The organism is Kitasatospora sp. NPDC053057, assembly GCF_044546945.1.
Lineage (GTDB): Bacteria > Actinomycetota > Actinomycetes > Streptomycetales > Streptomycetaceae > Kitasatospora.
Genome location: NZ_JBITZP010000001.1, coordinates 531,072 through 543,469, shown reverse-complemented (window position 1 = coordinate 543,469; position 12,398 = coordinate 531,072). Strand labels below are relative to the sequence as shown.

The following is a 12,398-nucleotide window of genomic DNA, read 5'->3' as shown; positions in this document are numbered from 1 at the left end:
CTCCGGCCAGTTGACGGCCTCCGCCGCCAACAGGAGCGAGCAGCAGCCCAGTTCAGCCGGAGCGCCGCGCCAGGTGCACCACGTCCGGCACGCCCCGGCTCACCGGGACCTCCCGGCTGACCACGTCCGCGAAACCCGCGGCCCGCAGCGCCTCCTCGAAGTCCGACGACGGCTGCGCGCTCCACACCGCCAGCACCCCGCCGGGCCGCAGTCGGTGCCACAGCACCGCGAGCCCGTCCGCCCCGTAGAGCCCGGAGTTGGAGTCGGTGACGGTCCAGTCCGGCCCGTTGTCGATGTCCAGGCACAGCGCGTCGTAGCACTCGCCGTCGGACGCCGCCAGGTACTCCAGCAGGTCGGTGTGGATCACCGCGACCCGCTCGTCGTCCAGCGCACCGCCGGAGAAGCCGCCCAGCGGGCCGCTGCGGTGCCAGTCGATGATCGCGCTCTCCCGCTCGACGACGGCGATCCGCCCCCATCGCGGCTCGGCCACCGCGTACGCGAGCGAGAAGCCGACCCCGAGCCCTCCGATCAGCACCGACGGCGCGGCCACGCCGGCGCCGGTCCGGTCCAGCTCGTCCAGCGCCGCCTGGATCAGCAGCCGCTCCGAGCGCCCGTCGGCGGTGTCCATCAGGAAGCACCCGTTGGCGATGATCTCGTAGTGCCGTCCGCGCTGCCGCAACACCACCTCGCCGAACGGGCCCTCCCGCCGGTCGAGCGTGACGACGGCCTCGTGGCCGTCCCGTTCGGGCAGTGCGGTGGTCATACGTCCTCCTCGACGGACTCGGCAGCAGGATCGTCCCGGTGCGGGCGATCACCCGCCCGACAATAACCGAGTCCGCACCCGCCCGGCCCGTGAAAATCGACCGGCCCCACGGACACGGGCCGGGCCCGACAGGGCCGAGCCTACGGACGGGGCCGGGCCCCCGAAGGGACCCGGCCCGGACGCAAGCCGCCGCCGTCAGGTCGTGATCAGCACGCCCGCGTACGACACACCGGCGACGACCACCCATGAACCGAGCCCGAGCAGCGCGATCCGTCCACCGGTCCGCACCATGGTCGGCAGGTGCACCGCGCTCCCCAGCCCGAACAGGGCGGCGGCGAGCAGCAGTTCCTGCGCGTCCCCGGCCAGCGTGAGCGCCCGCTCGGGCAGTACCCCGGTGGTGCGCAGCACGATCATCGCCAGGAACCCGGCCACGAACAGCGGCACGATCGGCGGCCGGCTGCCACTCTTGGCGACACCGTCCGCCGTGGCCCCGCGCGCGTTGCGCCGCGCCACCACGGCGACGCCCGCGACCAGCGGCGCCAGCAGCACGACCCGCATCAGCTTGACCAGCACGGCCTCGCGCAGGGCTCCCGGCCCGCCGGTCTGCGCGGTGGCGACCACCTGCCCGACGTCGTGCACGCTCGCACCGACCCAGCGCCCGAACTCGATCTCGCCGAGCCCCAGCGGGTGCTGCAGCAGCGGCAGTACGGCGATCGCCAGCGTCCCGCAGAGGGTGACCAGCGCGACCGAGGAGGCGACGTCCTCCTCCTCGCTACCGGCCGCCTGGCTGACCGCGCCGATCGCCGAGGCCCCGCAGATCGAGTACCCGGTGGCGACCAGCAGCGGCTGGTCGCCGGGCAGTCCGAGCCGCCGGCCCAGCCAGAGCGTGCCGGCGAAGGTCGCGGCGACCACGGTGAGCACCATGGCGACGGTGGCCCAGCCGAGGCCGAGCACGTCGTCCAGGCTGAGCTTGAGCCCGAGGAGGACGATCCCGAGCCGCATCAGCCGCTTCCCGGCCATCGACAGCCCGGGCCGGGCGACCCCGCGAACCACCGGGCGCAGCCCGGGCAGGTGGGCCGCGGCCATGCCGAGCACGACGGCGGCGGTGAGCTTGGGCACGGCCGGGACGGCCGCGTGGACGGCGATCGCGGCGGCCACCCCGACCGCCGCGAGCAGCAGGCCGGGGGCGTCCCCGCCGAGCGGGGGGAGAGAGCGGGTGCGGGCGGCCCGCTCCCGGAGGGTCAGTGCCACGTCGCGGCTCACCGCTCCTGGTCGGCGGGGAGCTGGTAGACCCGCCGGATGCTGGTGCCGAGCCGCGAGACGTCCGCGCCGTACACGTGGATGGAGATGGCGGTGGTGCTGCAGGCGTTGCGCACCAGGTGGATGTCGCCGGGCGGGGCGAAGGCGGCGACCGTCCCGGCCGGGCCGGCCACGTGCTCGGTCTCGACCAGTCGGGAGCTGCGCCCGTCGGAGACCAGCCGGTAGCGGGTCTCGCTCTCCTGGCCCTGGTGGACCCCGGCTACGCACCAGGAGACGTGGTCGTGGATCGGGGTGTGCTGTCCGGGCAGCCAGACCAGCGCGACGACGGAGAAGCTGCCGTCCGCCTCGGCGTGCAGGACGTGCTGGCGGTAGCGCTGCGGGTCGCCCTCGCGCTGGGCGGGGGTGAGCAGGGCGTCGGGCCCGTCGGGGGCGGTGAGCAGGTGCGGGGCGAGGCGTTCGCCGACCAGGTACGCGGTGAGTTCGGGTGGCAGTCCGCGGTCCACGACGGCGCGGATCTCGCTGACCAGCGCGGTCATCCGCTCGGTGAGCCGGTCGCTGCCGACCGTGGCTGAGGATGTCATACCAGCAGGTTCGGACCGACCGACCTATCACGTCCAACGAGGGCTTCTAAGCAATACCCCCACTCGTGCTTATGGATCGACCGAGTTCGGACCGGCCACAGGCCGGAGTCGGACGGGCCTCAGCACCCGACCCGGCTCGCCGCCGCCTGCCGCAGGTGGTCCAGCACCAGCGCGGTGGCCGGGATCCGCCGGTGCTCGCGCAGCACGTACGCGCTCACCTGCCGCCGCAGGTGCGGCTCGACGGCCCGCCCGGTGACCTTGCGGTGGCACATGAAGGAGAGCACCAGCGCGGGCATCAGCGCGATCCCGACCCCGGCGGCGACCAGGCTCTGCACCGCGAGGTTGTCGTCGGTGGAGAACACTATGTCCGGCGCGAAGCCCTCCTCCGCGCAGACGTGCAGCAGGTTGGCCCGGCAGCGCGGGCAGCCGGCGATCCAGCGCTCGCCGTCGAGGTCGGCCAGCCGGACGGCGTGCCGGCGGCCGAGCGGGTGCCCGACCGGCAGCAGCACGGTGAGCAGGTCCTCCATCAGCGGGATCTCGTCCAGCCCGTCCGGCACCTCGGTGGCCTGGCCGGGATAGCGGAAGGCCAGCGCGATGTCGCACTCGCCGCGCAGCAGCCGCTGGACGGAGTCCGGCGGCTCGGCCTCCAGCAGCTCGACCCGGACGCCGGGGTGCTCGGCGAGCAGCCGGGCCATCGCCTCCGGTATCAGCGTGGCGTTGGCACTGGGGAAGGCGCAGACCCGTACCCGCCCGGCGCGCAGCCGGGCGAGCGCGGCGAGCTGCTGCTGGGCGGCGGAGAGGCTGCCGAGGATCAGTTCGGCGTGCCGGGAGAGCGCCTCGCCCGCCTCGGTGAGCCGCAGACCGCGCCCGGCGCGGGTGAACAGCGGGACGCCGACGGTGCGTTCTAGGGCCTTCATCTGCTGGGTGATGGCGGGCTGGGTGTAGCCGAGCTCCCGGGCGGCGGCCGAGTAGGAGCCGGCCCGGACGACCTCGTGGAACGTCCTGATGTGCCGCGAGTCGAACACCGGCTCCATGGCCCCTCCGCCCGGTCGTCTGTCGCCTGCCTCCGCAATCATAAGAGGAATTTGGAGGTCCAGGCCCCGACCCCATCCGCACCTATGGTTCAGCCTCGAACCAGGCTTCCCCGACCAGGGCCTCACGACACGCCGACCACCACCGCGGGCCCACGACGCACGCGCGCTACTGCGCCGACGGCGGCAGCCCCATAGTCACCCCGGCCTCGGCCACCGGCGCCCCGCCCCGCACGCTCGGGCTGCGCCGACTGCGCTGCTCGACCCAGCGGGCGAGCCAGGACAGCAGCAGACACATGCCGATGTAGATCGGCGCGATCACGATCACCACCGGGATGAACGGCAGGTCGTAGTCCAGGTTGGTGGCGATCAGCTTGCCCGCGTGCAGGAACTCCTCGAAGGTGATCAGGAAGCCCAGCGAGGTGTCCTTGAGCGCGACCACCAGCTGGCTGATGATGGCCGGCAGCATCGCCCGGTTGGCCTGCGGCACCAGCACGTACGTCATCACCTGGGTCTTGCGCATGCCCAGCGCGTACGCCGCCTCCCGCTGCCCCTTGGGCACCGCGAGCACACCCGCCCGGAACACCTCGGCCAGCACCGAACCGTTGTAGAGCACCAGCCCGGCCACCAGCGCCCACAGCGGCTGCACCTTGAGGGCGACGAAGACGAAGAAGATCATCACCAGCACCGGCATGGCCCGGAAGAACTCCACCACCAGCGTGGCGAACCAGCGCACCACCCGGTGGTCGGACAGCCGGCCGGCCGCGAACAGCGCGCCGAACGGCAGCGCGAACAGCACCGTCCAGCCGAAGGCCCGCAGGGTGTTGCCCAGCCCGCGCAGCAGCAGGTCCTGCACGCCCCGGTACTCGAAGGGCTCCCACTTTGCGTAGATGAACTGGTGGGTGTGGAACAGCATGTACACGACCCAGCCGACCAGCGCCGCGATCAGCAGCAGCGCGATCCCGCCGTACAGCCGGTGCCGGGCCAGCGCCTTCGGGCCGGGGATGTCGTACAGCGCCGAGGATTCAACGGTCATCGGGACACCGCCACTCGTCGTTCCAGCAGGTTGAAGACGGCGCTGATGGCCAGGGTGATGATCAGGTAGCCGACGGCGATCCAGAGGAAGGTCCAGATGATGCTGTAACCCAGCTCGTTGATGGTCCGGTAGGTGCCCAGCAGTTCGGTGACGCTGAACGAGCCGGCGATCGCCGTGTTCTTCGCCAGCGCGATCATCACACTGCCGATCGGCGCCACCACCGAGCGGTACGCCTGCGGCAGCACCACCAGGCCCATCGTCTGCCCGAAGCTCATGCCCAGGCTGCGGGCCGCCTCGCCCTGCCCGGACGGCACGGTGTTGATGCCCGAGCGCATCGACTCGCAGACGAAGGCCGAGGTGTAGAAGCCGAGGGCGAGCACGGCGAAGGCGTAGAAGGGCAGGGTGATGTTGAACCGGGGCAGGCCCAGCACCACGATGAAGAACAGCAGGGTCAGCGGCGTGTTGCGCAGCACCGTCACCCACACCGTCCCGAACACCCGCAGCGGCCGGACCGGCGAGACCCGGAAGCCCGCGATCAGCACGCCCAGCACCAGCGACAGCACGGCGCTCACCACGAACAGCGAGAGCGTGCCGAGGAAGCCGTCCCAGTAGGTCGACCAGTTGTCGGTCAGCGTTTTCACGGCGCAGCCCCCTCAGTACCGGTCGATCGTCGGCGGGTTCGGCGCAGGCTCCCCGGACAGGCCGAGGGTCGCGTCGAAGGCCTTCTTCCAGTCACCGTTCTGCTCGTGGTGCGCCAGCGCGTCGTTCAGCGCCCCGCGCAGCACGGTGTCGTTCTTCGGTGTGCCGATCCCGTAGGGCTCGGTCGAGAACAGCGGGCCCACCACCTTGAGCTCGTCCGGCACCTTGGCCGCGTAGCCCAGCAGGATCGCGTTGTCCGTGGTGACGGCGTCGACCTGGCCGGTGATCAGGTTGTCCACGCAGGCCGAGTAGGTGTCGTAGCCGATCAGGTGCGCCTTGGGGTACTGCGACTGGATGCGCTGGTACGGGGTCGAGCCGGCCGCCGAGCAGACCTTCTTGCCGTCCAGGTCCTGCGGCCCGTGGATGCTGTTGTCGTTCTTGCGCACCAGCAGCGACTGCCCGGCGATGAAGTACGGCCCGGCGAAGCCGACCAGCTTCTTGCGGTTGTCGTTGATGGTGTAGGTGCCGACGTAGTAGTCCACCTGGCCGTTCTGCAGCGCGGTCTCGCGGTTGGCCGAGGCGATGGTCTTGAACTGGATCTTCTCCGGCGGGAAGCCGAGGAAGGCGCCGACCATCTTGGCGATCTCGATGTCGAAGCCGGAGTACACACCGGTGGCCGGGTTCTTCTGGCCCAGGTACGGCTGGTCCTCCTTGGCGCCGACCACCAGGTGGCCCCGGTTGCGGGCGGCGTCCAGGGTCGGCGAGCCGGTGATCGAGGAGGCGTCCCGCACCTGGTAGCTGGGCAGCGCGCTGGGCTGGGGGCCCTTGGGCGGCGGGGTGCCGGCCTTGCCGCAGCCGGCCACCAGTACGGCGAGCAGCAGGGCGGCGGCGGTCAGGCGGCCGCGCGCCCGCGCGGCGGGCGTCGTCATACGGTTCACGGCGCCGCCCTCAGTGCTTCAGGATCTTGGACAGGAAGTCCCGGGCACGCTCGCTCTCGGGGGCGCTGAAGAAGTTCTCCGGGGCGCGGTCCTCGACGATCCGGCCGTCGGCCATGAACACCACCCGGTTCGCGGAAGCCCGGGCGAAGCCCATCTCGTGGGTGACCACGACCATCGTCATGCCCTCGCTCGCGAGCTGGCGCATGACGTCCAGCACCTCGTTGATCATCTCGGGGTCGAGCGCCGAGGTCGGCTCGTCGAACAGCAGCGCCTTGGGGTCCATCGCCAGCGCGCGGGCGATCGCGACCCGCTGTTGCTGGCCGCCGGAGAGCTGGGCCGGGTACTTGTCGGCGTGCGCCGAGAGGCCGACCCGCTCCAGCAGCGAGCGGGACTTGGCATCCGCCTCCGCCTTGGCGCGGCCTCTGACCTTGATCTGGGCGAGCGAGACGTTCTGCAGCACGGTCTTGTGCGCGAACAGGTTGAAGGACTGGAACACCATGCCGACCTCGGCGCGCAGCTTGGCCAGCCCCTTGCCCTCCGCGGGCAGCGGCTGGCCGTCGATCACGATGGTGCCGCGCTCGATCGGCTCCAGCCGGTTGATCGCCCGGCAGAGCGTGGACTTGCCGGAGCCAGACGGGCCGATCACCACGACGACCTCGCCCCGGCCGACCGTCAGCTCGATGTCCTGCAGCACGTGCAGGTCGCCGAAGTGCTTGTTGACCCCGCGCATCTCGATCAGCGGGGTGAAGGCCGAGGAACCGGTCGGGGCCGGTTCGGGAACGGTGCTCACCGGGCGCGCCGTCCCTTCAGCAGCCAGCCCAGCACGCCGCCGGCGACCAGCGTCGCCAGCAGCGCGATCCAGAGCGGCGCGGTCACGGTGAACACCCAGAACTGGATCTCGACCTTGTCGAGGTTGGCGAACAGGAACCACACCGCGAGGACGACGATGACGCCGATCCCGATGTACCGCGTGGGGATCCCGCCGATCTCGCTGCGCTGGGGGCGGGACGAGCCGTCTGAAATCTTGGTCACCGGAGCAGTCTGCTGGCCGGGCTGACGATTTGCCCGGTTACGCGCCCTTCCGGACCATGGAGTAACCCGCACGGGGCAATCCGGCGCCGCACGGGTTTCGGACACCCATTACACTGCCGCGCCTCTCCCGGGCGGTTCTTCGGACTCCCCCGGGCGGGAGTCCGAAGGTGCGCCCTACCGTTCGTCCCGCCAGGAGCGCCAGAGCGCCGCGTACGGGCCGCCGGCCGCGACCAGCTCCGGGTGGCTGCCGTACTCGCTGATCCGCCCGCCCTCGACCACCGCGATCACGTCCGCGTCGTGCGCGGTGTGCAGCCGGTGGGCGATGGCGATGACCGTCCGGCCCTCCAGCACCCGGGACAGCGAGCGCTCCAGGTGCCGGGCGGCCCTCGGGTCCAGCAGCGAGGTGGCCTCGTCCAGCACCAGGGTGTGGGGGTCGGCCAGCACCAACCGGGCCAGGGCGAGCTGCTGGGCCTGCGGCGGGGTCAGCGAGGTGCCGCCGGAGCCGACCTCGGTGTCCAGCCCCTCCGGGAGGGCGTCCACCCAGGCCCCGGCGTCCACCGCGTCCAGCGCGGCCCGCAGTTCGGTGTCGTCCGCCTCGGGCGCGGCCAGCCGCAGGTTGTCCCGCAGGGTGCCGACGAACACGTGGTGCTCCTGGTTGACCAGGGCGACCTCGGAGCGGACCCGCTCGGCCGGCATCCGGGACAGCGCCGCCCCGCCGAGGGTGACGCTGCCGCGGCCGGGCGCGTAGATCCCGGCCAGCAGCCGCCCGAGGGTGGACTTCCCGGCCCCGGACGGGCCGACCAGCGCGACCCGGCTGCCCGGGGCGACGTCCAGACTGATCCCGTGCAGGACGTCCGCGCCCTCGCGGTAGCCGAAGCGGACGTCCCGGGCCTCGACCCGGCGGCCCTCCGGATGCGCCGACTCGTCCCCCTCGTGCTCCGGCACCTCGTGCACGCCGACCAGCCGGGCCAGCGAGGCCTGCCCGATCTGCAGCTCGTCGTACCAGCGCAGGATCAGGTCCACCGGGCCGATCAGCATCTGGGCGTACAGCACGCCGGTGGTCAACTGGCCGACGGTGAGCCAGCCCTTGAGGGTGAACAGCCCGCCGACCACCAGGGTGGCCAGCACGGCCGAGGTGTAGACCGCTTCGATGGTCGGGAACCAGACCGAGCGCAGCCACAGGGTGTAGCGCTCCCAGGCCAGCCACTCGCGCAGCTTGCGGTCCGTCAGCCGGACCCGCTGCTCGCCGAGGCGCAGCGTCTCGACCGTCCGCCCGGCGTCCACCGTCTCGGCCAGCACGTTGCTCACCGCCGCGTACCCGGCCGCCTCGTTGCGGTAGGACTGCGGGGCGCGCCGGAAGTACCAGCGGGAGCTGGCCAGCAGCAGCGGCAGCCCGACCAGCGAGGTCAGCGCGAGCAGCGGCGAGGTCACCAGCAGGGCGCCGATCACCAGCAGCAACGACACGATCGCGACGGCGAGTTCGGGCGCCGCCTCGCGCACCGACTTGTCCAGCCGGTCGATGTCGGTGGTCCCCCGCGAGACCAGGTCCCCGGTGCCGGCCCGCTCCAGCACGCCGGTCGGCAGCGCGACCGAGCGGACCAGGAAGTCCTCGCGCAGGTCGGCCAGCACCCGCTCGCCGAGTACGGCACCGCGCATCCGCGACCAGCCGGTGAACGCGGACTGCACCGCGAGCGCCAGCAGGTACCAGCCGACCGCCACCGCGATGGTGGCCCCGGCGGTGCCGGTGGCCAGCGACTCGACCAGGCTGCCCAGCACCCAGGGCCCGACCAGCCCGGCCAGGGTGGCCACCGAGTGCAGCGACACCACGGCGGCGAACCCGCCCCGGTGCCGCCGCGCCAGCAGCCCCAGATAGCGGCGGACGGCGGCCGGGGAGCCGACCGGCAGGGTGGTGGCCGGCCCCTGTTCCTCGTGGACGGGAGGCTTCATGACGTACTCCTCGTTCGTTGGGCCGGACGGTTGACGGCGGTGCTCATACCGACGCGGCCTCCTCGTCCCTGGTGACCACGGCCCGGTAGGCCGGTTCGGTGCGCATCAGTTCGCGGTGCCGGCCGGCCGCGACCGCCCGGCCGTCGCGCACCAGTACCACCCGGTCCGCCTGGTCGAGCAGCAGCGGGCTGGTCGCGAACACCACGGTGGTGTGCCCGGCCCGGATGTCCCGCAGCCCGCCGGCGATCCGGGACTCGGTGTGGGCGTCCACCGCGCTGGTCGGCTCGTCCAGCACCAGCACGGGCGGGTCGACCAGCAGTGCGCGGGCCAGCGCGAGCCGCTGGCGCTGCCCGCCGGACAGGGAGCGCCCGCGCTCGGTGATCCGGGCGCGCATCGGGTCGCCCGCGCACTCCGGCGAGCCGTCCACGAGCGCCTCCAGCACGTCCTCGGAGCGGGCCGCGGCGAGCGCCTCGGCCGCCGGGACCCGACCGGAGGACGGGATGTCCAACAGCTCGGCCAGCGTGCCGGAGAGCAGCACCGGCTCCTTGTCGTGGACCAGCACCGCCGCCCGGGCCTCGGCCAGCGGCACGGTGTCCAGCTCGGTGCCGCCGAGCCGGACGGAGGGCAGTTCCGGCTCGCCCTCGGCCGGCGGGACGTGCCCGCCGAGCCGCTCGGCGAGCGCCCCGGCGAAGTCCGGGTCCCCGCAGACCACCGCGGTCAGCTCGCCGGCCCGGGCGGTCAGCCCGGTGACCGGGTCGTGCAGGTCGGACCGGCCCGGCCGGGTCAGCACGCCCTCGGCCCCGCCGCTGGTCCGGCTGAGCGAGAGCAACCGCACGGCCCGTCCGGCGGAGACCCGGGCGACGCTCCAGGCGTGCGCGGCCTCGCCCAGGATCCGCAGCGGCGCGGCGAGGAAGGCGGTCGCGCCGTAGACCGCGATCAGGGTGCCCACGCCGAGCTCGCCGGAGGCCGCCAGGCGGGCGCCGCACCACGTCACCCCGACCACGAACAGGCCGGGCAGCAGCACCTGTTGGGCCTGCATCAGCGACCACACCCGGGCCGAGCGCACCGCCGCCGCGCGGACCTTCTGGGAGGCCGCCCGGTACCGCTCCAGGAACAGCTCCTCGCCGCCGATGCCGCGCAGCACCCGCAGCCCGGCCACGGTGTCGGCGGCCAGCTCGGTGGCCTTGCCACCGAGCTCGCGCTGCTTCTCGTAACGCCGTTCGAACGGCCCGATCAGCGGCCAGACCGAGGCGGCCAGCACCGGGACGCCGAGCAGCACCCCGACCCCGAGCACCGGCTCGACCACCAGCACCACCGAGCTGACGGCCAGCCAGACGATCACCGCGGCCCGGACCCGGGCGACCAGTTCGACGTACCAGCCGATCCGCTCGACGTCCCCGCTGCCGACCGCGACCACCTCGCCGGTGGCGATCCGCCGGGACAGCCCGGCCCCGAGGTGCGAGGCATGGCCGGCCACCAACTGCCGTACGTGGCAAGCTGCGTGGATCCAGTTCCAGACCGCCTGCCGGTGCAGCAGCACGGTGCCGCCCGCGGCGACGGCGGACAGCAGCAGGGCGAGCGCGCCGGCCCGCCAGATGCCGCCGGCGTCGCCGTCGACGGCGGCCTGGACGCCGTGCCCGAGCGACACCGGCAGCGCGGCCTGGGCGCCCATCTCGACCAGTGCCCAGCAGGTGGCGCGGATCTGCCCGCGCCGCTGGGCGCGCTGCAGCCAGCGGAGGAAGGCGAGGGGTGAGGAGAGGTCAGGACTGCCGGGGTCGGCCAGCGGCAGGGGGGTGAGCGGCATGACACTCCGATGCGGAAGGTGTGAAAGGTGCGAAAGCTGCGGCAGGTGCGGAGGTACCGAGGAGCGGAGGTACGGAGTTACGCAGATGCGGGAGACACGGGCGCAGGCCGTACGGCGCGGCCGCCCCGCTCACGCACGAGGACGGGCGATGGACGCGCGGCGCAGCGGCGCGGCGACGTCGACACGTCCGACGCAGGCGCCGGACGGACAAGGGATGGGCACGAAGGACCCGAGTCTCAGGAGGTCATGTCCGCGAGCCTGCCAAGCCCGGTGTGATCCGCGCAACAGGTTTTCCGCCGCCCCGGTCGCGGCGGCCCCGGCGCACGCCCCCGGTGCACGCCACGCCGTCGTAAAGCTTCGCCAAAGATTCGCCCGAACGGCGGGAACAATCGTGCCGGGGCACCAGTTGCCCCTCTGGAACCAACGGACGACCAGGAAGGCACCCCTTCCCGTGAGCAACATCCCCAGCGTCACCCTGAACGACGGCGCGCAGATCCCGCAGCTCGGTTTCGGTGTGTGGCAGGTGCCGGACGCCGAGGCCACCCCCGCGGTCCGCACCGCGATCGAGGCGGGCTACCGCTCCATCGACACCGCCGCGATCTACGAGAACGAGACCGGCACCGGTGCGGCCATCAACGAGGCACTGGCGGGCGGCCTCGCGCGCGAGGACCTCTACGTCACCACCAAGCTGTGGAACTCGGGCACCCGCGACTGGTCGGGCGAGCAGGGCCGCGACGCGGTGCTGCGCGAGTTCGACGCCTCCCTGGAGAAGCTCGGCCTCGACTACATCGACCTGTACCTGATCCACTGGCCGCGCCCGATGCACGGCACCTTCCTGAACGTCTGGAAGGCCCTGGAGCAGCTGAAGGAGGGCGGCCGGGTCAAGTCGATCGGCGTGTCCAACTTCGGCCCCGAGCAGCTGACCCGCCTGCTGGACGAGGGCTCGGTCGTCCCGGCGCTGAACCAGGTCGAGCTGCACCCGTACTTCCCGCAGGAGGAGCTGCGCGCCTTCCACGCCCAGCACGGCATCGCCACCGAGGCGTGGAGCCCGCTGGGCCAGGGCGGGGAGCTGCTGGCCGAGCCGGCGCTGGCGAAGATCGCCGAGAAGCACGGCCGCACGATCGCCCAGGTGGTGCTCCGCTGGCACCTGCAGAACGGCGTGATCGCCATCCCGAAGTCGGTCACCCCGTCCCGCATCCGGGAGAACCTCGACGTCACCGGCTTCGAGCTGGACGCCGAGGACCTCGCCGCGGTCGCCGGTGTCGCCACCGGCAAGCGGATCGGCCCGGACCCTCAGGGGTTCGACTGGAACTGACGCCGGCCGTGGGGGCGCCGGCCGAACCGGCCCGGCGCCCCCGACAACGACA

The 12,398-nt window shown here is 72.8% G+C and carries 12 protein-coding genes; 1 reads left to right on the top strand and 11 read right to left on the bottom strand.

Going from position 1 to position 12,398, the window contains the following annotated elements:
• Nucleotides 1-52: 52 nt before the first annotated feature.
• The 11 genes from ACIG5E_RS02445 to ACIG5E_RS02395 form a co-directional block, all read right to left on the bottom strand.
• Nucleotides 53-763: a spermidine synthase gene (locus tag ACIG5E_RS02445; protein WP_396530955.1), complete on the bottom strand. Its 711-nt coding sequence runs from the start codon at nt 761-763 to the stop codon at nt 53-55.
• Nucleotides 764-958: 195 nt separating this feature from the next.
• The gene (locus tag ACIG5E_RS02440) at nt 959-2,008 is read right to left on the bottom strand and encodes a YeiH family protein (protein WP_396531024.1); all 1,050 of its coding nucleotides are present in this window, start codon (nt 2,006-2,008) and stop codon (nt 959-961) included.
• A gap of 14 nt (nt 2,009-2,022) precedes the next feature.
• Nucleotides 2,023-2,604 carry a cysteine dioxygenase gene (locus ACIG5E_RS02435; RefSeq protein WP_396530954.1) on the bottom strand — a complete coding sequence of 194 codons (582 nt, stop codon included), beginning with the start codon at nt 2,602-2,604 and terminating at the stop codon, nt 2,023-2,025.
• Between the two features lie 119 nt (nt 2,605-2,723).
• Nucleotides 2,724-3,629 (bottom strand): LysR family transcriptional regulator, encoded by a 906-nt coding sequence (locus ACIG5E_RS02430; RefSeq protein ID WP_033348451.1) that lies wholly within the window; start codon nt 3,627-3,629, stop codon nt 2,724-2,726.
• Between the two features lie 175 nt (nt 3,630-3,804).
• Complete coding sequence (locus tag ACIG5E_RS02425) at nt 3,805-4,671, bottom strand: amino acid ABC transporter permease (protein ID WP_396530953.1); 867 nt, start codon at nt 4,669-4,671, stop codon at nt 3,805-3,807.
• Nucleotides 4,668-5,312 (bottom strand): amino acid ABC transporter permease, encoded by a 645-nt coding sequence (locus ACIG5E_RS02420; RefSeq protein ID WP_396530952.1) that lies wholly within the window; start codon nt 5,310-5,312, stop codon nt 4,668-4,670. The genes ACIG5E_RS02425 and ACIG5E_RS02420 overlap by 4 nt, the downstream gene beginning before the upstream one ends.
• 12 nt (nt 5,313-5,324) lie before the next feature.
• On the bottom strand, nt 5,325-6,239 hold the full coding sequence (locus ACIG5E_RS02415) for a glutamate ABC transporter substrate-binding protein (protein WP_396530951.1): 915 nt from the start codon (nt 6,237-6,239) through the stop codon (nt 5,325-5,327).
• A 19-nt stretch (nt 6,240-6,258) separates the two neighbouring features.
• Nucleotides 6,259-6,987 (bottom strand): amino acid ABC transporter ATP-binding protein, encoded by a 729-nt coding sequence (locus ACIG5E_RS02410; RefSeq protein ID WP_396531023.1) that lies wholly within the window; start codon nt 6,985-6,987, stop codon nt 6,259-6,261.
• A gap of 47 nt (nt 6,988-7,034) precedes the next feature.
• The gene (locus ACIG5E_RS02405; RefSeq protein ID WP_396530950.1) at nt 7,035-7,280 is read right to left on the bottom strand and encodes a lipopolysaccharide assembly protein LapA domain-containing protein; all 246 of its coding nucleotides are present in this window, start codon (nt 7,278-7,280) and stop codon (nt 7,035-7,037) included.
• 174 nt (nt 7,281-7,454) lie between these two features.
• A complete protein-coding gene (locus ACIG5E_RS02400; protein WP_396530949.1) occupies nt 7,455-9,227 on the bottom strand; it encodes an ABC transporter ATP-binding protein in 1,773 nt (590 codons plus the stop codon).
• A gap of 43 nt (nt 9,228-9,270) precedes the next feature.
• Nucleotides 9,271-11,031 (bottom strand): ABC transporter transmembrane domain-containing protein, encoded by a 1,761-nt coding sequence (locus ACIG5E_RS02395; RefSeq protein ID WP_396530948.1) that lies wholly within the window; start codon nt 11,029-11,031, stop codon nt 9,271-9,273.
• Nucleotides 11,032-11,482: 451 nt separating this feature from the next.
• Between ACIG5E_RS02395 and ACIG5E_RS02390 the strand changes: the two genes are divergently transcribed.
• Entirely contained in the window at nt 11,483-12,346 is an 864-nt protein-coding gene (locus ACIG5E_RS02390) for an aldo/keto reductase (RefSeq protein ID WP_396530947.1), read from the top strand.
• Nucleotides 12,347-12,398 lie beyond the last annotated feature (52 nt).